The following is a 22,282-nucleotide window of genomic DNA, read 5'->3' as shown; positions in this document are numbered from 1 at the left end:
ACGAACCATGGCAACCACCAATAATGTAGGCCGCATTTCGCAGGTCATCGGCGCCGTCGTCGACGTGACCTTCCCCGATGCGCTGCCCGCGATTTTGAACGCGCTCGAAACCAGCAACAACGGCCAGCGCCTTGTTCTGGAAGTCGCACAGCATCTGGGCGAGAACACCGTCCGCACCATCGCGATGGACGCGACCGAGGGTCTGACCCGCGGTCAGGAAGTCACCGACACCGGCGCACAGATTTCCGTGCCCGTCGGCCCCCAGACGCTGGGTCGCATCCTGAACGTCGTGGGTGAGCCGATCGACGATCGCGGCCCGGTCGTCACCGACCTGCGCTCGCCGATCCACGCAAAGGCACCCGAATTCATCGACCAGTCGACCGAGAGCGCGATTCTCGTCACCGGCATCAAGGTCATCGACTTGATCGCCCCTTACGCAAAGGGCGGCAAGATCGGCCTGTTCGGCGGCGCAGGCGTCGGCAAGACGGTGCTTATTCAGGAACTGATCAACAACATCGCGAAGGGCCACGGCGGCACCTCGGTGTTCGCAGGCGTCGGTGAGCGGACCCGCGAAGGCAACGATCTGTACCACGAATTCCTCGACGCAGGCGTTATCGCCAAGGACGCCGACGGCAACCCGACCAGCGAAGGCTCCAAGGTTGCGCTGGTGTTCGGCCAGATGAACGAACCGCCGGGCGCGCGCGCTCGTGTGGCTCTGTCGGGCCTCACCATCGCCGAGTATTTCCGCGATGTCGAAGGCCAGGACGTGCTGTTCTTCGTCGACAACATCTTCCGCTTCACGCAGGCCGGTTCGGAAGTGTCAGCTTTGCTGGGTCGTATTCCTTCGGCCGTGGGCTATCAGCCTACCCTGTCGACCGACATGGGCGCGCTGCAGGAGCGTATCACCTCCACCACCAAGGGGTCGATTACCTCGGTGCAGGCGATCTACGTTCCCGCAGACGATCTTACCGATCCCGCGCCAGCCACCTCTTTCGCGCATTTGGACGCGACCACCACGCTGAACCGCGCGATTTCGGAACTGGGCATCTATCCGGCAGTCGATCCGCTCGACTCCACCAGCCGCGTTCTGACCCCTGCCATCGTCGGTCAGGAGCATTACGAAGTGGCTCGCCGCGTTCAGGAAACGCTGCAGAAGTACAAGTCGCTGCAGGACATCATCGCCATTCTGGGCATGGATGAGCTTTCGGAAGAGGACAAGATCACGGTCGCCCGCGCCCGCAAGATCCAGCGCTTCCTTTCGCAGCCTTTCCACGTCGCCGAAGTCTTCACCGGCATCCCCGGCAAGTTCGTTGCCGTCGAAGATACGGTCAAGTCGTTCAAGGCAGTGGTAGACGGCGAATACGATCACCTGCCCGAAGCAGCCTTCTACATGGTTGGCGGCATCGACGAAGCCATCGAAAAGGGTAAGAAGCTGGCTGCAGAAGCAGCGTAACTACGAGAGGGGAAGTTACGGGGACGTCGTTCGCATCCCCCTCTCCCCTGCCCTCTCCCCCGAAAGGGAGAGGGAGCAAGGAACCGAATTATGCCCTTACACTTTGAACTCGTGACCCCGGAAAAGCTCGTTCGGTCGGAAGACGTCTATATGGTCGTTGTTCCCGGCAGCGAAGGCGACTTCGGCGTGTTGGAAGGCCATGCGCCGTTCATGTCGACCGTCCGCGACGGTGCGCTGCAGGTATTCACCAGCGCCAATGCAGCGCCCGAGACGATCACGGTCGTAGGCGGCTTTGCCGAAGTGACCGAGCAGGGCCTGACGGTACTGGCTGAGCGCGCCGGATAAGTAGACTCATTCCATCAGGAAACCAACAGAGCGGGCTGCCTTTCGATTTCGGAAGGCAGCCCGCTCTGTGTTGGCATATGTTCACCAACTTGGTACTGATGCGGTATTCAGCCGCGTTCCCCGGCGAAGGCCGGGGTCCAGAGTTGCGAAGTCCAACCTGTACCCCCCTGCCCCCCCCGGCCTTCGCCGGGGCACGCGGTTCTAGACCTCGACGCTTTCGCCATCACGCAGTATGGCCACTGCAGAGGGAACCATAGCCATTACGTTATCACGATCCATCAAGCCCAGCGGCACGGGATGCGTATCCCTGCGCCACCTGCTCGCCACGCTCACCCTGTGGCTTGGCGGCAGTCAGCTTCTCCTGTGGCGTTTTCTCGATATCGCGCCGTTGTGGGCCTATGCATTTGGGCTGAGTGGCCTGATCGCGCTGTGTGTCGGGATCATCCGCCTCGTCCCTGACACGCCTGACAGCCGCATCGGCATTCGCCTCATCAGCATATGCCTGCTCGTCGCTTTCCTGCTGATGCTGCTCGGCGGACAAGGCCGGTTCCTGTACGCGAATATCGACTGGCAGGTGCGCTATGCGGTCCTGCGCGATATGGCGATCAACCCTTGGCCGTTCGTCTATGCCGCCCGGGCCACTCCCGATGTCTTGCGCGCGCCGATCGGAATGTTTCTGGCACCGGCGCTGGCGTTCAAGGCGCTAAGTCCGCGCGCTGGCGATATTGCGCTGTTGATACAAAACAGTGCGTTGCTCGGCGTGATACTGGCCATCGCATCCCGGCTGTTTGGCAGCACGCGGGCACGCGTCTGGGGGCTGTTGATCTTCCTCGCCTTTAGCGGGCTGGACGCAGCGGGCAGCCTGTTCGTTCATGGCGCGCTGAGCGATCATCTCGAAAACTGGGCACAGATCCAGTATTCTTCGATGATCACGCTAGCTTTCTGGGTGCCGCATCACGCAATGACAGCATGGATTGGCGCGATACTGTTCCTGTTATGGCGAACGGAGCGGCTACCGCTGTCAGTCTTTCTGGCGATCCTGCCGCTAACGATGCTCTGGTCCCCTTTCGGTTTGCTTGGCACCCTGCCCTTTGTGGCGCTTGCGGGCTTTGAGACGCTGATCCAGCGGCGCCTACGAGTCAGCGATATTGCCCTGCCGGCGTTAGCCTTACTTCTTTGCGTTCCCGGCCTGCTTTATTTGAGCGCGGCGGGTGACGATGTCGGCATCCGCCTCTATGCGCCGGGGACACTGCGATACGTCATCTTCCATTTGTTCGAGACAGTACCGTATCTTGTACCGGTGGCTTTTCTGGTGCGCGGGACCCGGTTTGGATGGCCGGTGTTTGCGGTTGTCACTGCATGCCTTCTGTTGATGCCCTTCATACAGATCGGCTGGTCGATTGATTTCATGATGCGTGCGTCCGTGCCAGCACTGACGATCCTGGCGGTGATGGTTGCCGATGCTGTGACACCGGGCGATCTCGTGGCGCCCGCGCCCATACGGTACTGGCTGCTGTTCGCGCTCATTATCGGCAGTGTAACGGGACAGCATGAGATCCGCCGCGCGTTGACACAGCCCCCCACCCCGGAAGTGCGCTGCACCTTCTGGAAAGCGTGGGACCAAAGCTTCGCGGATTTCCCCAAAGGTTCCTATCTCGCACCGCTGTCGGCGATGCCTGCCATCGTTCGGCCCCGCGATCCTGCGCGGGCAAGCGCCATCGAGCCCGACCGTTGCTGGACTGGCGACTGGTATCGGCAAGCCGGGAAGTGATTTAGCGGCTCAGCACCGCGTAGAGCGACAGCCCGATCGGGAAGCGGATGTGATCGACGATATGCCGCTCTGCCGCGAATACCGTCTGTAACAGTGCATTGATAGGCGCGGAGGGCCGTGCGTCCAGCGCTGCCTTACTCTTGGTAAGCTGATGCGCGACGCGCTGCATCACCGCCAGTGGGAATAGCAGACTGTTGAAATAGCCGATGGCCTGCACCTTCAGCCCTGCCTGCGCAGCTACCTCGCCTAGACCCTCGCGCGTGTAGCGGCGCTTGTGATGGTGCAGCGTGTCGTGATCGGACCAGAGCCAAGGCACCGCGGGCACTGTCACCAGCATCCGTCCGTCCGCACGCAGACGACCGCCCAAGGATTGGAGCGACGCGTTGTCGTCGTCGATATGCTCCAGAACGTCGAGCAAGGCGATCAGATCATAGGCCTTCTCGCCAAAGCCGATCTGTCCCGGCAAAGCGCCTGCATCGATGCTCCCGATGCCCCGCCCCGCTGCCAGTGCACGCGCATCGGCATCATATTCGAAAGCGTCCAGCGCCCCGTAGGACGCCAGCATCGCGAGATTACCGCCGGTGCCGCATCCTGCCTCCAGAATGGCTGCACCCTCACCGAGCGGCACATGCTTTTCGATGAGATGTGCGATGATGGCGCGGCGGGCGACGAACCACCAGTGGTCCGTCTCTTGCGCGCTCATGCTCGAATAGGCTGCGCGATCCATTCGCTGTCCTCCAGGTGATTTTCAGCGGTCGCGACAGCGTCGTTTTCATCGCTGCCCACATCTTCCGCCACTACATAAAGCGGCCTGTTGCGCACTTCCTGCGCCACCCGACCCAAATATTCGCCGATGATGCCAAGGCTCATCAGGTTGAGCCCACCCAGCATCAATACCGCCACCATGATCGATGCATAGCCCGGCGTGTCGACGCCCGTCGTTACGGTCTTGACCACCAGCGCGATGGCATAGCCAAAGGCCAGCAGCGCAATCATGCCGCCCAGATAGGACCACACACGCAACGGCATGGTGGTCGAGGAGGTCACGCCATCCAGCGCCAACCCCCATAGCTTGCGGAGCCGCCATTTGGTTTCACCCGTGCCGCGTGCCTCGCGTTCGTAATCGACCGTCGCCACGCGAAAGCCGACCCATGAAAAAAGACCTTTGTTGAACCGCGCCTGTTCGCTCAACTGCTTGACGGCATCGACGGCCTGACGATCCAGCAGGCGGAAATCGCCGACATTCTCTGGAATAGGATAGTCCGCGAGGCGATTGAGGATGCGGTAAAAGCAATGCGCACTCCACCGTTTGAAACGGCTGTCGCTCGATCGATCGACGCGGCGGGCGTTGACTACCTGCGCCCCACCCAGCCAGAGCCGCACCATCTGGGCGATGACTTCGGGTGGATCCTGCAAATCGACGTCGATGGGGATGACCGCATCGCCGCGCGCGCGATTGATGCCCGCCGCAAGCGCCGCTTCCTTTCCGAAATTGCGCGACAGAGCGACGTAACGCACGTCAGCATTCATGCGCGCCAGTATCCCGAGGATATCGCGGGTGCGATCCGTACTGCCATCGTCGACAAACAGATATTCCGCGCCAGCATCCGGCCCGATGAGCGCCAGAGCATCGCGCACAGCCGGACGCGCCCTGTCAAGGAACAGGGAGATCGATTCCTGTTCATTGAGCACAGGGATGACGATCGACAAGGCTATTCGCGCGGCCATGCGGCTTCCTGAAAATGAACGCTCGCCGTGATCGGAAAACGTGAACCTGCACCATGATAAAAAATGGTTAACGATTGGTAAGCGCGCGCCGGCTGTGCACCGCCCCCTCCCTCCATTAGCCTTTTGTCAAAGTTTCCAATCTATTCACCAGTCTCAGCCATCATGTGTTGGGGTGGCCATAACAAAACCCGATAGAATTTCGTTGTGGGAACATCATGAGCGCATTTGGACGGAAAAACGGACCCAGCGGAGCAAAGCCCGGCTTTGGCGTTGCGCGACCGATGCAGCACACCCCCGGTGCCAACCGCGAACCCGACGTGCGCGGCGGCGATCAGTTCCCGCCCATAGATCCTGTAGCCATTGCCGCGGCCGCCGATCCGCTTTCCGCAGCATCTCCGCAGGAAATGCGCAATGCCGAAGCGCTGGCGCGCCTTTCCGACCGGGCCAATCAGGAACATGCCCCGCAGGAGCAGGCACAGGGTTTCGAAGCGTCGGTACACAAGATCAAGGAACAGGTGCTGCCACGCCTGTTGGAGCGCGTCGATCCCGAGGCGGCGGCAACGCTGTCGAAGGACGAACTGGCCGAAGAATTTCGCCCGATCATCATGGAAGTGCTGGCCGAGCTGAAACTGACGCTCAACCGGCGCGAACAATTCGCGCTGGAAAAGGTGTTGGTCGACGAGCTGCTCGGTCTGGGGCCGCTCGAAGAGTTGCTGAACGATCCTGACATCACCGACATCATGGTCAACGGACCGCTGCAGACCTACATCGAAAAGAAGGGCAAGCTGACCATTGCCCCGATCCAGTTCCGTGACGAAGAGCATCTGTTCCAGATCGCACAGCGTATCGTGAACAAGGTCGGCCGTCGCGTCGATCAGACCACGCCGCTTGCCGACGCCCGCCTTCCCGACGGTTCGCGCGTCAACGTCATCGTACCGCCGCTCAGCCTCAAAGGCACGGCTATCTCGATTCGTAAGTTCTCCGCCAAGCCGATCACGCTCGACAATCTCGCCAACTGGGGCGCGATGAGCCAGAAAATGTGCACCGCGCTGAAAATCGCCGGGGCGTGCCGGTTCAACATCGTCATTTCGGGCGGTACGGGTTCGGGCAAGACCACGATGCTTAATGCCCTGTCGAAGATGATCGATCCGGGCGAGCGCGTACTGACCATCGAAGACGCCGCCGAATTGCGCTTGCAGCAGCCGCACTGGCTCCCGCTGGAAACGCGGCCCGCGAACTTGGAAGGGCAAGGCGCGATCACCATCGGCGATCTCGTCAAGAACGCGCTGCGTATGCGACCTGACCGGATCATCCTGGGCGAAATTCGTGGCGCGGAATGTTTCGATCTGCTCGCCGCGATGAACACCGGCCATGATGGCTCCATGTGTACGCTCCATAGCAACAGCCCACGCGAATGCCTGGGCCGTATGGAAAACATGATCCTGATGGGCGACATCAAGATCCCCAAGGAAGCCATTTCCAAGCAGATTGCCGACTCGGTCGATCTGATCGTGCAGGTAAAGCGTCTGCGCGACGGTTCGCGCCGCGTGACCAACGTCACCGAAGTGATCGGTATGGAAGGCGACGTCATCGTCACGCAGGAACTGTTCAAGTTCGAATATATTTCCGAGGACGAGAACGGCAAGATCATCGGCGAGTATCGCGGCATGGGCCTTCGCCCCTATACGCTGGAAAAGGCCCGTGGTTTTGGCTTCGACCAGCCGTTTCTGGAAGCCTGCCTGTAATCAGGAGCCGCTTATCACAGGCGCGCATGGCGGCGACGTTGTGTGTCGCCGCCATGCGCGCCATTCGAGATAAGTCTTACCCCGTAAGGCAAGGCATCGGTTTATGACCCAATGCTTGCGCTCAAACGGAGCGATAGGTTTTTTCTAGAACTTCAGCGTTGCGCCGACGCGCAGGGTAAACGGTTCGACCACTCGGCTCAGGCGGCCGGCGGTAGGTGCAGCATCGAAACCCGGAATGTAGGACTCGTAATAATAGGCGATGTCCTTATCTCCGCTGCCCAGAATATTCACTGCTTCGGCATAGAGTTCGACCGAGCCCAATTGGCGCGCACCACGCACGTTGACGATATTGCTGCCTTTGTCACGCACACTGTTATCCTCCGTGAGCGGTGAGGGACCCAGATGACGTAAGCGAGCGGAGAATTTCCATTGTCCGGGCAATAGCGCGATGCCCAACGACGCCGCATTTTCAAAAGCGTTGGGAATATAGTTACCGTCATCGTACCGCGAATGGCTGCCGGTATAGGTGCCGTCGATGGCCACCCACGCCGCCGGCCGCCAGAAAGCGACCAGCTCATAGCCGTGGCGTGTGCTCGCTCCGGTCGGCTCCACAGCGTTAGAATCTCCGACGAACTTGAGTTCGCTGCCGACATTGAGCCACCAATAGGTGCCGGTCAGGGTGAGGTTGCCAAGCTTGAGGCGGGCGCCGACCTCCTTGCCGGTGCCAGGAACCAACACCGGCACCGGTGTTGCAGTGACAGCGCCGCGCACATCGTTGGAGTGGAAGCCGCGCCCCCAGTTGCCATATAATTCGAGATTGGGCATCGCTTCCCACGCGAGGGAAATTTTGGGTGACACGATGGTGTCCGTCCCTGTGCCTTCGCCAAGTGCGACGGCTGGCGCATCCTTTGCGTGAACGCTGTAGCCGAAGCGGTCGGCGCGCAATCCGCCGATAACGCGCACACCGGGCACAACCGTCCACGCCGCTTCGCCATAAAGGCCAAGCGAGGATTGCGTTACGCGATAAGCGCCAAGGCTCTCAGCAAAAACGCGATCGATAGTGTGATAGACGCCGACATTACCGATCTTGTCCAAATGCGCCTCGCCACCGAAAGTCAGCTTCAGGCTGTCCGAAAGATCGAAGCGCTTCTCGGCCCGCGCCTGGATAACCCAGCGCCGGTCGAATTGGCGGATTTGGGCACTGCTCCCGTCCGCATTGGCGTAGGTGGGATTGGAGAACATCCACCAATTATAATATTGCGCGGAGACATTGGCCTTGAAACTGTCGCCCGAGAGTTGGGCGTTGCCGATGAAGCGTGTGGTCATGCCCTTCGCGGTCGGGTCAGGCGCGCAATAGACATCCGCGCATCCGGCCGAACCCACGATGCGCTCGGGGATTTGCTCAGTCGGCTTCCAGGTCGCATGATATCCATGCAGGGTTAGAGCGAGGTTCAGATTACCGACTGGCTGCGAATATTTCGCGAAGCCTGCAAAATGACGCAGCTTTTCTGCCTGCTCCCAAGGGCCGTCATAGATTTTGGTCTGACCCGCAAGGGTTAGCGCACCCTGGCCAATGGGTACCGTTCCGCCGGCAGCGAGACGCCCCCAACCATAAGAGCCGCCCTCAGCGGAGACCCATGGCCTGTCGAACGTGTTCACGGTCGAAAGATAAGCGGCGCCTGCCAGCGCGAAATCGCCGCCATCGGCGCGATAGGGGCCTTTTCGGAAATCCTCGCGATCGATAATCTCCGGGATAAGCCCATTGAGATCGAGATAGCCTTGGCCATGCCCATGTGTGCGCATGTTCATCTGCACACCGTCGATATAGGTGGTGAAATCCGAGCCGTGATCGAGGTTAAAGCCGCGCAGGAAATATTGATTGGCCTTGCCGCTTCCGGAGTGCTGGGCGGCGATAAGCCCCGGCACGGCCTCGAGCAGTTCTGCAACCTTGAGCAATGGGCGCACGAGCAGATCATGTCCGCTGAAGCTGCCTTCGCTCGCTGCGCTGGCGACGCCAATCTTATCCTCTCCTCGTCCGAATACCACTATGTCATTTGCGCTGGCTTCGGCTTCGGCCGGCGTTGCTTCGGCGGGGATGGGCTGATTGGCTGGCTGTGCGATTGCTTGAGAGGAGACACTGCAGGCAAGAGCAATATATACCGACCAACGGACGGTACGACGCACAGTTCGATTTTGCATGAATAGAGCCCTCTGATTACCTTATGTCTTTGAGCCTTGGGGTAAGCTCTCGCGGTACTGGAACAAGTTACGAACGGTCCGATTTCTGCCTGAAATGGTTACACCAACGTTCGTAGCGATTGATTTTAGAGACAATTTTTCCGCCAGCCGTGAGGTTCGATGTCGGTGTGCGACATCGGGCAAAGTCGGTTCGGCCAACACGCCGAGCGCGAAAGACCGCTGTCGGGTGGAACCTTTTAACAGCCATGCCCGGATAGGGTTGCTCGTCTTCAACTGAGCATCCGGTGCTCGCCCCGTCTTATGGATATGAAATAGGCGGATTTGCCCATCGCCCCTCCTGCTCCTTGCACAATGCCAAACCCCTCATCGCGCACATAATATAGAGAATAATCGTATTATGAGAAATTATTATTACTTTTGCTTGTTTTTTTAAAAATTATGCGCATCATACTCATGTGGGCAGGACAACCGGATGGAAAGCCGCCGCCTTCGTTCACTTCAAATCTTGGGGGGCCGGGAATGATTTCGAATAAGCACCTATTTAAGCTGTTGATGCTTGGCTGCGTCTCCGTCGGCGCGCTGAACGTGCGGGCTTACGCTGCAGAGCAGAAGCCCCAGAGCGACACGGACTCGCGAGCGGACCTCGGCGAAATCGTCGTCACGGCAACGCGCCGTGCGGAGTCGTTGAGCAAGGTCCCTCTGAGCATCGTGGCGACTGATCAGAAATCCTTGGATATGCAGGGGGTCCGCTCGGCCGACGATATCATGCGCCTGACGCCGAGTATAACCTTTGGGTCGAGCGCGCTGTTCTACGGAACCGGCCAAAGCAATATCGCCATCCGCGGTATTCTTTCGACTTCGGGCATCCCGACGACCGGCATTTACATCGACGATACGCCGATCCAGACCCGCACCGGGATCAGCCCGAGCCTTACCAATGCCTATCCGCAAATCTTCGATCTCGACCGTGTGGAAGTGCTGCGCGGTCCGCAGGGCACACTGTTCGGCACGGGATCAATGGGGGGCGCTATCCGGTTCATCACACCCGAGCCCGTGATGAGCGGCGCAAAGGTCTATGGGCGTTCCGAACTGAGCACTACTGAAAAGGGCGGAACCAGCTACGAGGCCGGAATCGCCGGAGGGACTGCGCTCATAGAGGGCAAACTGGGGTTCAGGGCGAGTTTTTCGCACCGACATGACGGGGGTTTCGTCGATCGGCTCGATCGATACACCAAACAGGTGGTAGAGCGGGACATCAACAGTGGCGACAGCTACGTGGGTCGTATCGCGCTGGGTTGGAAACCTGTCGAAAACATTACGGTCACACCGTCGTTGTTTTTCCAGCGGGCCAAGTTGGACGATGGCGCCATTTTCGAACCGGCAACAACGGATCTGGCGAATGTCGACTATCGCACCAGCTACTATGTCAAGCCGCAATATCATACCGATCGCTTCATCCTCCCCGCGCTCAAGGCGGAGATTGACCTGGGCGGCGCCACTCTTATTTCCAACACGTCCTATTTTACGCGCAAGACCGTAACCAAAAGCGATGACGTCGCGCTGAATATCGCGATCTGGTCGGGCTATAATGGGCCGTTCCCGCCGCCTGATCTGCCGCTTGTTCAGTCCGGGACGCACAATGCCACCTCGCAGAAAGGCGTAACGCAGGAAATCCGTCTCCAAAGCGCGGATTCCAACACGGGATTCAACTGGGTTATCGGCGCATTTTACTCGCGATTTGTAACGCGCGACTCATTCGATGCCGAGAATCTGGGGCTGCTGGACCAAATCAATTACGGTACCCAGAATGAAGGCGGGCAGCCCGTGTCGTCCATCAGCGACATTTTCGGCGTTGAACTCTATCAGGGCCGTTACGTCATCAGCCAGCATTCAAAATACACCGACAAGCAGAAGTCTCTGTTCGCGCAGATCGATTATGAAATCGTGCCGCGCGTCAAGCTCACCGCCGGTTTGCGCTATACGGCTACGTCGTTCGTGTACGACAATTTCCTCGCTGGCCCTCTCTATACAAGCAACGGCATGAGCGAGACCAAACTGTCCAAGCACAATCCCATTACCCCGAAATTCGGTGTGTCGTTCCAGGCGGATAGGAACAACCTGTTCTACGCCAGTGCGGCCAAGGGAGCGCGCGGCAGCAACATTGCCGACGCGGTGGGGTTCCGCTGCACGCCGGATGGCGAGATCCTGGGGTTTGACCCCATGGTCCCGCGCTACATCAAGAATGATTCAGTCTGGAGCTATGAAGTAGGCAGCAAAAACCGAATTTTCGGCGGACGCTTGGCCATCGATGCTTCCGCCTATCATGTCGACTGGAAAAATACGCAAACGGTAATTGCGCTGCCCATATGTCAGAACCACACGATCTACAGCCTCGGCGATGCCAAGATCGACGGTATCGACCTTGCACTCTCGGCGCAGCCGTTGGACGGACTGACGCTCGGCGCGTCGCTCTCTTATATCAACGCGCGCTATTCATCGAATCTTCCGGGGCCAAACGGAACGACCGTGCGTCGTAAGGGCGAGCCATTGGATATCGCTCCCTGGACCTATCACCTGAGCGGTGAATATCAGTTTGCTCTAAGGGACCGCGATTTCTACCTGCGTGCCGATTTTACCGGGTCCAGCCATGACGATACACCGCTGGATCTGACCTCGCCTCTGGTCGATCCGATGATACCGCGCGCACCCGCAACGGCGGCCCTCGCCCTGCGCGCAGGTGTGCGCTTCAGCGGCCTCGATGTCAGCCTGTTCGCAAACAATGTGACGAACGATAATCCGGTTCTGGGTCTGGGGCATGAAACGCCCGGCAACCTCAATTTCCGTGCGACAGCCTTTCGTCCGCGCACAATCGGCCTCAGCGTAACCTTCCGAAGATAAATAGCATGAAGGGGAAAGCCGCTCCGAAACGCGCTTCTCCTATGCTTATTGTCCGCAAGCATCCGGCGTCACATTGACCATTGCGTGTCATTGCGGCGCCGGTAGCGCCAGGAGCTGCAGATTTCCCAATCTGAAGCATCGCGCGCCGGTTCATCCCGACACCCGGTGCAAGACACAGGGCCGTCGGAACGAAGGTCGCCACCGTAGTGGCGATGCTGCTGGTCGAGGAAGACAAGATCGGGCGCGGCGAGCCCATTCGGACGTATCTTCCGACCACTCTGCGCAGCGTTCGCAATTTCAACCACCGCTAGCTCGCTCAATCGCTCGGCGCTGAATTATTCCGTATGGGAGATTGAATGACCACTCCGTCGGCGGAAGTGGTCGTCACAGGATGTCCCTGGACGCGGTAGGTACTGAAAAGACCGCGAAATGGTGCCCCTGGCCGGAATCGAACCAGCACTCCTTTCGGAATCCGATTTTGAGTCGGACGCGTCTACCAATTTCACCACAGGGGCAGTGAGCGGCATCGCTTAGCGGACCAATCGCGACCGCGCAACAGTGACGCGCGGGATTAGGCGTAAAATTTCCGGCACCACAGGAAAGCCGGCTTCTCGCACTTGCGAGCGTGGTTTCCGGCGCTATACCGGGACCCTCGTGCAGATCAACCATCACTAGTAACGGTAAGGGGAAAGCCTTTTGACCGAGCCATCTGCCACACTCATCTTGTTCGGCGCCACCGGCGATCTGGCACACCGGATGCTGTTTCCCTCGCTCTACAATCTGTTGAGCGACAACCTGCTGCCAGCCGATTTTCTGATCGTTGCATCAGGCCGCACGGTGCTGGACGATGCTGCCTTCCACAAAGATGTGGATGCCGCTCTCCGCAAATTCCTTCAGCCGGAGCGGTATGACGCCGCCCTCGCCCAGCGGCTGTGCGACATGATCATCTATTGCCCGGTCGAAGCGGGCAATGCCGATCAGTTTGCCGCGCTTGCCGATCGGGTTCGCGATCGGCTGGATCGCGGGATATCGGTATATCTCTCGACACCGCCTTCGTTATTTGCGCCCACGGCGCAGGGACTGGCCGACGCCGGTCTCGTCGGACCCAAGACGCGCATTGCGATGGAAAAGCCCATCGGCAAGGATCTGGAATCGTCCCGCGACGTCAACGATGCCATTGGCGCGCTGTTCGACGAGCAGTCGATTTTCCGTGTCGATCATTATCTTGGCAAGGAAACCGTTCAGAATCTGATGGCCTTGCGCTTCGGCAATATGCTGTTCGAGCCGTTGTGGAATGCCGCTGCGATAGACCATGTGCAGATTACCGTAGGGGAGACTGTGGGCTTGGAAGGCCGGGTCTCCTATTATGACGGTGTCGGCGCGTTGCGCGACATGGTGCAGAACCACGTGCTGCAAATTCTGTCGATCATCGCGATGGAGCCGCCTGCCCGTCTGGATTCGACTGCAGTGCGCGACGAGAAGGTGAAGGTGCTACGGTCTTTGCGTCCGATGGATGCCGAAACCGTAAAGGCGTGCAGCGTGCGCGGCCAATATACGCCGGGTGCAGTCGCGGGAGAGATCGTGACGGGCTATGCCGATGAGCTTGGCAAGCCGTCGGACACCGAGACCTTTGTTGCGCTGAAGGCGCACATCGACAATTGGCGCTGGACCGGCGTGCCATTCTATCTGCGCACCGGCAAGCGAATGCCTGCGCGGCACTCGGAAATCATGATCCAGTTCAAGCCTGTCGCGCACAGCATTTTCGGATCGCGGGGTCATGGATCGGGGTTGGAACCGAACACGCTCATCATTCGGTTGCAACCGCAGGAAAATATACGGTTGCTCATTATGGCCAAGGAACCCGGACTGGACCGTGGCGGCGTGAAGCTGCAGGAAGTCGGTCTGGACGTATCGCTTGCCAATGCCTTCGCGGGCGAGAGACGACGGATTGCGTATGAACGCTTGCTGCTAGACCTGCTGGAAGGCGATCCGACGTTGTTCGTCCGTCGCGACGAAGTGGAAGCCCAGTGGACCTGGATCGATTCGATCATCGGTGGCTGGAAGGATGCCGGCATGAAGGCGTCGCCTTATGCGTCGGGGAACTGGGGACCATCCTCGGCCATTGCTCTTATCGAACGTGATGGAGCAAGCTGGCATGAATGATCTGCACCCGGTAATCGTCGCCGTCACCGAACGGATCGTCAAACGCAGCGCGCCGCGCCGCCAGAAGTATCTGGACCTGATAAAGCGCGGGCGGGACGCGGGGACCAATCGCGATCAGCTTTCCTGCGGCAATCTGGCGCACGGCTTTGCAGCTGCCGAAGAGGACAAGCCTGTCATCCGCTCGGGTCGCGCGATGAACATTGGCATCGTCACATCTTATAACGACATGCTGTCAGCGCATCAGCCCTATGGCCGCTATCCCGAAGCGATCAAGATCGCGGCACGCGAAGTCGGCGCAACGGCGCAGGTCGCGGGCGGCGTGCCCGCAATGTGCGACGGCGTGACACAAGGTCAGGCCGGCATGGACCTGTCGCTGTTCAGCCGCGACACCATCGCACTGGCGACTGCGGTATCGCTTAGCCATGCCATGTTCGAAGGCGTGTTGCTGCTTGGCATATGCGACAAGATCGTACCCGGCTTGCTGATCGGGGCGCTCCGTTTCGGGCATCTGCCGACCATCCTCGTTCCCGGCGGTCCCATGCCATCGGGCCTCGCGAACAAGGAAAAGGTCCGCATCCGTCAGCTTTATGCGGAGGGGAAAGTGGGCAAGGCCGAACTGCTGGAAGCGGAAGCGGCTAGTTATCACGGCGCTGGCACTTGTACGTTCTATGGCACCGCCAACAGCAATCAGATGATGATGGAGATCATGGGTCTCCACATGCCCAATGCCGCTTTCGTCAATCCCGGCACGAAGCTGCGCGGCGAGTTGACCCGCGCCGCCACGCATCGGGTCGCCTCGATCGGCTGGGACGGTGACGATTATCGACCGCTGGGCGAGTGCGTCGATGAAAAGGCCATCGTCAATGCAATCATCGGCCTATTGGCGACAGGCGGATCGACCAATCATGCCATCCATCTGCCTGCCATAGCGCGGGCCGCAGGGATCAGCATCGACTGGACAGATTTTGCCGAACTGTCGGACGTTATTCCCCTGCTCGCGCGCGTCTATCCGAACGGATCGGGCGACGTGAACAATTTCCAGGCGGCAGGCGGCATGGCGTGGATCATCACGCAGTTGCTCGACAACGGCCTGCTCCATCGCGATATCAAGACCGTCGCGCGTCAGAATCTGACCGATTACGGTAAGGAACCGACGCTGGAAAACGATGCGCTGGTGTGGAAGGACGCACCGAGCCAATCGCGCGACCTCGACATGCTGCGCCCCGCGTCCGATCCGTTCAGCGCCGACGGCGGCATGCGTCTGCTTTCCGGCAATCTGGGACGTTGCATCATGAAGGTGAGCGCTGTCGAGCCGGCCCGCTGGACCATCGAAGCCCCTGCCCGCATCTTTCACGATCAGGACGATGTGCTGCGGGCATTCAAGGCAGGCGAACTGGAGCGCGATGTCATCGTTGTCGTCCGTTTCCAAGGGCCGCGCGCCAACGGCATGCCGGAACTGCACAAGCTGACGCCTTCGCTCGGGGTATTGCAGGATCGCGGGTTCAAGGTCGCATTGCTGACCGATGGGCGCATGTCGGGCGCTTCGGGCAAGGTGCCGGCGGCAATTCACTTGTCGCCCGAGGCACTGGGCGGTGGCCCCATCGGCAAGCTGCGCGATGGCGACATCGTGCGGGTCTGTGCGCAGGACGGCGTGGTTGAAGCCTTGGTAGAGCCTGTCGAATGGGCATCGCGATCCGATCCCGTTCCGCCGCCGCCGCCCTACGATACGGGGCGCGAACTCTTTGCGCTGTTCCGCAACCATAGCGATCTGGCGGAAGAAGGCGCATCGCCCATATTGGCAGCGATGGAAGCGGAAGTCTGAACCATGAAATCCATTATCAGTGTGGATGTCGGTGGAACGAACGCGCGTTTCGCCATCGCGACAATCGGTCACGACGGCGTTCCCAGCCTGGGCACCGTGCGCAAGTATAAGGTTGCGGATTATCCCAGCCTGCAAGCCTGCTGGGTAGCGTTCGTACAGGACGAAGCGGCGGCGAACGACGCCCCCCTGCCCCGCGCCGCCGCAATCGCCTTTGCCACAGCCATTGGTGGCGACGTCATCAAGTTGACGAACAGCAACTGGGTGATCCGGCCCGATGGGTTGAAGGCCGATCTCAATCTCGACGAGCTACGTCTCGTCAACGATTTTGAGGCCGTTGCCCATGCCATCTCCAAACTTCCAACCGATCATCTGGAACGGCTATTCGGTCCCGACGTGCCCCTGCCCCACAATGGTTCGGTGACGATCCTTGGTCCCGGCACGGGTCTGGGCGTTGCCATGATCGCCTTTGTAGATGGCACGCCGCATGTCGTTGCTACTGAAGGGGGGCATGTCGACTTTGCGCCTCTTGATGTTCTGGAAGGCCGCATCGTCGACTATCTGCGGGACAAGTTTCTGCGGGTATCCACTGAGCGGATCGTGTCCGGTCCGGGTCTCAATAATCTGTATAAAGCCATGGCCACCATCGGCCATGATCGGGTCGAATTGATGAACGACGCCGACCTTTGGCACGCCGCTCTGGAAAATACGGACCCATTTGCCCGCGCCACGCTGGAACGCTTCTGTCTTTGCTATGGATCAGTGGCGGGCGATCTGGCGCTAGCGCATGGGGCAGACACCGTCGTTCTTGCAGGTGGCCTGACCCAGCGAATGAAGGCCATGCTGCCGCCGAGCGGCTTCCACAGCCGCTTCACCGCGAAGGGTCGCTTTCAGGGGTTGATGGAGCGGATACCCGTGCGCCTTGCAGTGCATGAAGAAATTGGTTTGTTCGGGGCGGCTGCCGCCTTTCGGGGAGAATGACAATGACGCTGACAGTCGATCAGGTAATGGAACTGGCCCCCGTGATCCCGGTGTTGGTGATCGAGCGGATCGAGGACGCTGCGCCCATCGCCGAGGCGCTGGTAAAAGGTGGCCTGCCTACGCTGGAAGTTACGATGCGTACGCCCATCGCGCTCGACGTGATGCGGGAGATGAGCAAGGTGCCCGGTGCTGTCGTCGGTGCCGGTACGGTGCTCAATCCCGCGCAGCTCGATCAGGCGCTGGAGGCAGGCGCGCAGTTCATTGTCAGCCCCGGCCTTACCGAAACCTTGGGCAAGGCTGCGATCGCAAGCGGCGTGGCGTTTCTTCCCGGCATCGCGACGGCAGCGGACATCATGCGTGGGATGGACTTGGGCCTGTCGCGGTTCAAATTTTTCCCTGCCGAAACATCCGGCGGTCTGCCCGCGCTCAAGGCTCTGGCCGCGCCGTTCCATACGGCGCGATTCTGTCCGACTGGCGGGATCAAGTTCGAAACGGCAGGCAACTGGCTGGCCGAAAGCGCTGTAAAGTGCGTGGGCGGAAGCTGGCTGGTGCCGAAGGGACCGGTCGATACGCACCGGATAGAGGAACTGGCGCGCGCGGCGGCATCGCTGCACGGCTGAACTGGCTACTGGCGCTGTGCCTCGATCAAAGTATCGCCGCCCAACGCGCGATAGAGCGACACCAGATTGCTGGCCCTGACAAGTTGGGTGGCGATATCGCTGCGCCTTGCAGAGTATAGCGACCGTTGTGCGTCGAGGCTCGACAGGAACGTGTCTATACCGCCACGATAGCGCGCGTCGGTTAGCCTGTAGGTATCGGCGGCGGCCTCGACCCGATTGCGATTTGCCCGAAACTGATCGTTGATCGTCCCACGGCGCGCCAGAGCGTCGGCGACTTCACGAAAAGCCGATTGTATCGCCTTTTCATATGTTGCCAGCGCGGCGTCACGTTGCGCCTTGCTTTGTGCGACGCCAGCGCGTGCAGCCCCCCCGCTGAAGATCGAATAGCTGACATCCGCGCCCGCCGAATAGCTGAACGCACCGCCGGTAAACAGCGACGATAACGCTGTGCTGGCAAGGCTGGCCAAGCCTGTTAGCGATATGCGCGGGAACATCGCCGCACGCGCTGCGCCGATTTCGGCATTGGCAGCGCGTAGTTCATATTCAGCCTGCATGACGTCAGGGCGGCGCAGCAGAATGGAAGAGTCCAGACCGGCAGGTAACTCCAGAACGGCGCCGGTGACCTCTTCGATCGAGGGCGGAAGCAATGTGGGGTCGACAGGCGCACCGACCAGAAGTTGCAGCGCGTTGATATCCTGCGCGATGGCTGTGCGCTGTTCGGCCAGATCGGCCTGCGCCGTCGCCAACACCTGTTCGGCTTGGCGTACATCGGTGCGCGGTGCGATGCCGCCTTCCAGCCGCAAGCGCGTCAATTTGACGCTGCGCTCTGCGCTCGTGGCGGTGTCTTGCGCGATTTTCAGCAGGCTTTGGTCTGCGGCATAGGTTAGCCACGCATCGGCGATATCACCCACCAATGTCAGCCTTGTACTCCGCGCAGCTGCCTCCGTCCCGAAGTAGCGCTGGAGCGCTGCGTCCGAAAGCGAACGCAGGCGACCGAACAGATCCAGTTCAAACGCCGTCGTACCGACATCCGCTGTGTACCGGCTGCCCGAGTTAGAAAAGCCGGTATTGCCGCCCGTGTTGCGATTGGTCGCGTTGTCGGAATAGGTATATCCCGCGCTTGTATTCATCTGCGGAAGAATATTGGCCCGGTTGACCCGGTATTGCGCACGGGCCGAAGCGATGTTCGCAGCCGCAATCCGCAAGTCGCGATTGTTGAGCAAAGCTTGTTCGATGATCTGCTGAAGCCGGCTATCGGTGAAGAGATCGCGATACGACACCACAGGCGGCATCTCTCCCGATTGCCTCAGATAAGCGTCGCCCACGGGCCATGCTGGCGGCACGGGCGCGTCGGGCTGCACATATTTCGGTGCCATGCTGCACCCGGCAGTCAGGCTGATCAGGATGAGAGCAAAGCGGTTCATGCGGCATGTTCCGGCGAAGCATCGGGCTTGTGACGCCATTTCTTGAAGCTATCGCGGGTGGTGCGGCGCACCAGCACGAAGAATAGCGGGATATAGAAGATCGCCAGGATCGTCGCCGTCAGCATCCCGCCAATCACCGCCGTACCGATGGCAATACGGCTGTTCGCCCCTGCCCCCGTCGAGATCGCGAGCGGCAGCACACCGAAGATGAACGCAAGGCTGGTCATCAGGATCGGGCGCAGGCGCAGGCGCGCCGCTTCGAGCGCGGCATCGATGACGCGCTTGCCCTCCTTCTCGGCACGCTCGGCAAATTCGATTACGAGGATAGCGTTCTTGGCAGCCAGGCCCATGGTCGTCAGCAAACCGATCTGCAGATACACGTCGTTTTCAAGACCGCGCAGCGTGACCGCGAAAACAGCGCCCACCAGTCCCAACGGAATGACGAGCATCACGGCCACCGGAATGGTCCAGCTTTCGTACAGAGCAGCAAGGCAGAGAAAGACGACGAGCAGCGAAAGCCCATAGAGCAGCGGCGCTTGCCCGGACGAGAGCCGCTCCTGAAACGATAGCCCCGACCACGCAATCGTGGTGCCCGGAATTTGTCCTGCAAGCTCGGCAATCCGGTCCATCGCATCGCCAGAACTGGTGCCGGGTGCGGCCTGCCCCTGAAATTCGAAGGACGACACGCCCTGAAAGCGCGAGAGTGTCGTCGGTGCCGTCGACCAGGACGTCTGCGCAAAGGACGAAAACGGCGCCATCTGCCCGTTCGATGTGCGCACAAACCAGCGATCGATGTCGGACGGAGATGCGCGGAAGGGTGCATCCCCCTGCACATAGACACGCTTCACGCGGCCCCGATCGACGAAATCATTGACATACCGGCCGCCCAAAGCCGTGGAAAGGGTGCTGTTGACGTCTGACTGACTTAACCCCAGCACAGCAAGCTTCTGCTGATCTATATCGACCTTCAGCGTTGCTACATCGGGAAGCTCGGTAAGGCGGACGGCGCGCAATCGCGGATCATTGTTCGCTTCCGCCAGGAGCTTATCGCGAGCGGCAAGAAACTCTTCCCGCGACATACCGCTGGCATTCTGAAATTGCATCGTGAACCCATTGGATTGCCCCAAACCGCGGATGGCTGGCGGCACGAGTGCGAAAATGCGCGCATCACGGACATTGGAGAATGCAGCGGATGCACGCCCGACAATCGCATCGGCTGAATTTTCGCGCCCTGGACGATCCGCCCAGTCGGTTAAGTTCATGAAGCCCTGACCGGTATTCTGTCCGCTCGCGCCGCCGCCGCCGCCGCCAGCCACGGTAAACAGGGTGCGGACGTTCTTCTTTTCGTTTTCCAGCAGGTAGCGCTCGACCTGACGCTGAACTTGGACTGTCCGTCCTTGTGTCGCACCTGCTGGCAGTTGAAACTGCACGATTGCGGCCCCCTGATCTTCTGTCGGAAGAAAGCTGGTAGGTAGCCGTATGAACAGCAGGACCAGCAGCGCCAAAACTATCGCGTAGATGCCGAGGAACAGCCATTTGCGATCGACCACGCGGGTCACGGCATGGACATATTTGTCGGTGCCCTTTGCGAACCCGCGATTGAACTTGTCCTGCGCGCGCGTGACGAGCGCGGCACCCTTAGGAAAGCGGCGCGCAAACCAGCCGTCGTCTTCCCGTTCTTCCTTCGACTTTTGTTTAAGCAGCGTTGCGGTCAATGCGGGGCTGAGGATCAGCGCAACCAGGGCAGAAAGAACCATCGCCGACACAATGGTGAGGGAGAACTGACGATAGATGACGCCAGTCGATCCACCGAAAAATGCCATGGGAAGGAACACAGCGGACAGAACGACTGCGATTGCGACCAGCGCGACCTGAATTTCCCCCATCGACTGTATGGTCGCTTCCTTGGGCGTCATGTCCGGATTTTCATCCATCAGACGCTCGACATTCTCGACCACCACAATGGCGTCATCCACCAGGAGTCCGATGGCCAGGACCAGCCCGAACAGCGTCATGGTATTGATAGAGAAGCCCGCAGCGTAGAAGATAGCGAAAGTGCCAAGGAGGACGACGGGCACCGCAATGGTGGGGATCAGGGTCGCGCGCCAGCTTTGCAGGAAGACGAACATCACGATGACGACCAGCACGATCGCTTCGATCAGCGTTTTGACGACTTCCTCGATAGATAGCTTGATGAATGCCGTAGTGTCGTTTGCGTAACTGAATTTGAAGCCTTGCGGGAAGCCCTTGGCGGCCTTTTCGACCTGCGCTTTGACCAATTCGGCGGTCGCAAGCGCGTCAGCACCGGGCGCTACGGAAATGGCCATCCCAGCACCGGGGTGGGCATTCACCCGACTGATTGCCGCATAGCTTTCCGCCCCCAGTTCGACACGGGCCACGTCGGAAAGGCGGACGGTAGCGCCGCTGGGATCGGTTTTGAGGATGATCGCCTTGAACTGATCGGGTGTCTGCAAACGCGACTGGGCCGTGACGGTGGCGTTGAGCATCTGCGTGGCAGGCTGCGGCTGTCCGCCGATTTCGCCTGCGGCGACTTCGGTATTCTGGTTGGTGATGGCCGTAACCACATCGGCGGGGATCAGCGAAAAGCTCGCCAGCTTGTCGGGGTCGAGCCAGATGCGCATGGCATATTGGGCACCGAATACGTTGATGTCGCCCACGCCCGCCGTGCGGGCGAGAGTATCCTGCAGGTTCGAGACAAGGTAATCGGACACGTCCTGATTGGTGCTGCGGTCCGTCTCATCATAGACAGCGACGATCATCAGGAAGTCAGGATTGGACTTGGTGACGCGCAGGCCCTGCTGCTGCACTTGTTGGGGCAGACGCGAGAGCGCTTGCTGGACCTGATTTTGCACCTGCACTTGCGCGATGTCAGGGTCGGTGCCTTTATCGAATGTCGCGCTGATGGTGACCGATCCGCGCGAGCTGGACGACGAACTGAAATAGAGCAGGCCATCGATGCCCGTCAGTTGCTGCTCGATGACCTGCGTAACGCTGTTCTGGATCGTTTCGGCCGACGCACCGGGATAGGTCGCGCGGACGTTCACCTGTGGCGGGGCGACGTCTGGATATTGCGCGATGGGCAGCGCGTAGATCGCGCCGATGCCCAGCAGCATCA

The 22,282-nt window shown here is 59.9% G+C and carries 14 protein-coding genes and 1 tRNA gene; 9 read left to right on the top strand and 6 right to left on the bottom strand.

All coding sequences use genetic code 11. From position 1 onward, the window contains the following. Nucleotides 1-7: 7 nt before the first annotated feature. The 3 genes from atpD (at nt 8) to QMG56_RS02095 (ending at nt 3,569) form a co-directional block, all read left to right on the top strand. Nucleotides 8-1,453, top strand: coding sequence for a F0F1 ATP synthase subunit beta (gene atpD, locus QMG56_RS02105; RefSeq protein WP_230188472.1), 1,446 nt, complete (start codon nt 8-10; stop codon nt 1,451-1,453). 90 nt (nt 1,454-1,543) lie between these two features. Then, nucleotides 1,544-1,798 carry an ATP synthase F1 subunit epsilon gene (locus tag QMG56_RS02100; RefSeq protein ID WP_230188473.1) on the top strand — a complete coding sequence of 85 codons (255 nt, stop codon included), beginning with the start codon at nt 1,544-1,546 and terminating at the stop codon, nt 1,796-1,798. Between the two features lie 232 nt (nt 1,799-2,030). Continuing rightward, entirely contained in the window at nt 2,031-3,569 is a 1,539-nt protein-coding gene (locus tag QMG56_RS02095; RefSeq protein WP_281820896.1) for a hypothetical protein, read from the top strand. A 1-nt stretch (nt 3,570) separates the two neighbouring features. Here the strand turns inward: QMG56_RS02095 and QMG56_RS02090 are convergent, their stop codons facing one another. Together QMG56_RS02090 and QMG56_RS02085 are read right to left on the bottom strand one after the other, a co-directional pair. After that, nucleotides 3,571-4,272: a bifunctional 2-polyprenyl-6-hydroxyphenol methylase/3-demethylubiquinol 3-O-methyltransferase UbiG gene (locus tag QMG56_RS02090; RefSeq protein WP_281820895.1), complete on the bottom strand. Its 702-nt coding sequence runs from the start codon at nt 4,270-4,272 to the stop codon at nt 3,571-3,573. Then, complete coding sequence (locus QMG56_RS02085) at nt 4,269-5,297, bottom strand: glycosyltransferase family 2 protein (RefSeq protein WP_281820893.1); 1,029 nt, start codon at nt 5,295-5,297, stop codon at nt 4,269-4,271. The genes QMG56_RS02090 and QMG56_RS02085 overlap by 4 nt, the downstream gene beginning before the upstream one ends. Before the next feature lie 215 nt (nt 5,298-5,512). Here QMG56_RS02085 and QMG56_RS02080 point away from each other — a divergent pair, with 215 nt between their 5' ends. Next, complete coding sequence (locus tag QMG56_RS02080) at nt 5,513-7,042, top strand: CpaF family protein (RefSeq protein WP_281820892.1); 1,530 nt, start codon at nt 5,513-5,515, stop codon at nt 7,040-7,042. Nucleotides 7,043-7,186: 144 nt separating this feature from the next. On the opposite strand, the gene QMG56_RS02075 is transcribed toward QMG56_RS02080, so the two are convergent. Further along, complete coding sequence (locus QMG56_RS02075; protein WP_281820891.1) at nt 7,187-9,241, bottom strand: TonB-dependent receptor; 2,055 nt, start codon at nt 9,239-9,241, stop codon at nt 7,187-7,189. A 519-nt stretch (nt 9,242-9,760) separates the two neighbouring features. Here QMG56_RS02075 and QMG56_RS02070 point away from each other — a divergent pair. Further along, nucleotides 9,761-12,139 (top strand): TonB-dependent receptor, encoded by a 2,379-nt coding sequence (locus QMG56_RS02070; protein WP_281820890.1) that lies wholly within the window; start codon nt 9,761-9,763, stop codon nt 12,137-12,139. Nucleotides 12,140-12,569: 430 nt separating this feature from the next. Here the strand turns inward: QMG56_RS02070 and QMG56_RS02065 are convergent. Then, nucleotides 12,570-12,654 (bottom strand) — tRNA-Leu (locus QMG56_RS02065). Nucleotides 12,655-12,835: 181 nt separating this feature from the next. Between QMG56_RS02065 and zwf the strand changes: the two genes are divergently transcribed. Genes zwf through eda form a run of 4 tightly spaced genes read left to right on the top strand, consistent with a single transcriptional unit; the run spans nt 12,836 to nt 17,722 of the window. Beyond that, the gene (gene zwf, locus QMG56_RS02060; RefSeq protein ID WP_281820889.1) at nt 12,836-14,302 is read left to right on the top strand and encodes a glucose-6-phosphate dehydrogenase; all 1,467 of its coding nucleotides are present in this window, start codon (nt 12,836-12,838) and stop codon (nt 14,300-14,302) included. Beyond that, nucleotides 14,295-16,124: a phosphogluconate dehydratase gene (gene edd / locus QMG56_RS02055; RefSeq protein WP_281820888.1), complete on the top strand. Its 1,830-nt coding sequence runs from the start codon at nt 14,295-14,297 to the stop codon at nt 16,122-16,124. Before zwf ends, edd begins: the two co-directional genes overlap by 8 nt. Nucleotides 16,125-16,127: 3 nt before the next feature. Next, nucleotides 16,128-17,102: a glucokinase gene (glk, locus tag QMG56_RS02050; protein WP_281820887.1), complete on the top strand. Its 975-nt coding sequence runs from the start codon at nt 16,128-16,130 to the stop codon at nt 17,100-17,102. A 2-nt stretch (nt 17,103-17,104) separates the two neighbouring features. Next, nucleotides 17,105-17,722, top strand: coding sequence for a bifunctional 4-hydroxy-2-oxoglutarate aldolase/2-dehydro-3-deoxy-phosphogluconate aldolase (gene eda, locus QMG56_RS02045; protein WP_230188483.1), 618 nt, complete (start codon nt 17,105-17,107; stop codon nt 17,720-17,722). Nucleotides 17,723-17,727: 5 nt separating this feature from the next. Here the strand turns inward: eda and QMG56_RS02040 are convergent, their stop codons facing one another. Both QMG56_RS02040 and QMG56_RS02035 read right to left on the bottom strand, forming a co-directional pair. After that, nucleotides 17,728-19,146 (bottom strand): efflux transporter outer membrane subunit, encoded by a 1,419-nt coding sequence (locus QMG56_RS02040; RefSeq protein ID WP_281820886.1) that lies wholly within the window; start codon nt 19,144-19,146, stop codon nt 17,728-17,730. Continuing rightward, nucleotides 19,143-22,280: an efflux RND transporter permease subunit gene (locus QMG56_RS02035; protein ID WP_375713624.1), complete on the bottom strand. Its 3,138-nt coding sequence runs from the start codon at nt 22,278-22,280 to the stop codon at nt 19,143-19,145. Before QMG56_RS02035 ends, QMG56_RS02040 begins: the two co-directional genes overlap by 4 nt. Nucleotides 22,281-22,282: the final 2 nt, after the last annotated feature.

Source organism: Sphingobium sp. BS19, from assembly GCF_027925545.1.
Classification (GTDB): Bacteria; Pseudomonadota; Alphaproteobacteria; order Sphingomonadales; family Sphingomonadaceae; genus Sphingobium.
This window is presented reverse-complemented; position numbering and strand designations above follow the sequence as displayed.

Bases quoted from the DNA above. Each gene is read 5' to 3' on its own strand.
- QMG56_RS02075 (WP_281820891.1), bottom strand. From the start codon at position 9,241: ATGCAAAATCGAACTGTGCGTCGTACCGTCCGTTGGTCGGTATATATT.
- QMG56_RS02080 (WP_281820892.1), top strand. From the start codon at position 5,513: ATGAGCGCATTTGGACGGAAAAACGGACCCAGCGGAGCAAAGCCCGGC.
- QMG56_RS02085 (WP_281820893.1), bottom strand. From the start codon at position 5,297: ATGGCCGCGCGAATAGCCTTGTCGATCGTCATCCCTGTGCTCAATGAA.
- QMG56_RS02070 (WP_281820890.1), top strand. From the start codon at position 9,761: ATGATTTCGAATAAGCACCTATTTAAGCTGTTGATGCTTGGCTGCGTC.
- QMG56_RS02040 (WP_281820886.1), bottom strand. From the start codon at position 19,146: ATGAACCGCTTTGCTCTCATCCTGATCAGCCTGACTGCCGGGTGCAGC.
- glk (WP_281820887.1), top strand. From the start codon at position 16,128: ATGAAATCCATTATCAGTGTGGATGTCGGTGGAACGAACGCGCGTTTC.
- QMG56_RS02090 (WP_281820895.1), bottom strand. From the start codon at position 4,272: ATGAGCGCGCAAGAGACGGACCACTGGTGGTTCGTCGCCCGCCGCGCC.
- QMG56_RS02095 (WP_281820896.1), top strand. From the start codon at position 2,031: ATGGCCACTGCAGAGGGAACCATAGCCATTACGTTATCACGATCCATC.
- atpD (WP_230188472.1), top strand. From the start codon at position 8: ATGGCAACCACCAATAATGTAGGCCGCATTTCGCAGGTCATCGGCGCC.
- QMG56_RS02035 (WP_375713624.1), bottom strand. From the start codon at position 22,280: ATGCTGCTGGGCATCGGCGCGATCTACGCGCTGCCCATCGCGCAATAT.
- eda (WP_230188483.1), top strand. From the start codon at position 17,105: ATGACGCTGACAGTCGATCAGGTAATGGAACTGGCCCCCGTGATCCCG.
- QMG56_RS02100 (WP_230188473.1), top strand. From the start codon at position 1,544: ATGCCCTTACACTTTGAACTCGTGACCCCGGAAAAGCTCGTTCGGTCG.
- edd (WP_281820888.1), top strand. From the start codon at position 14,295: ATGAATGATCTGCACCCGGTAATCGTCGCCGTCACCGAACGGATCGTC.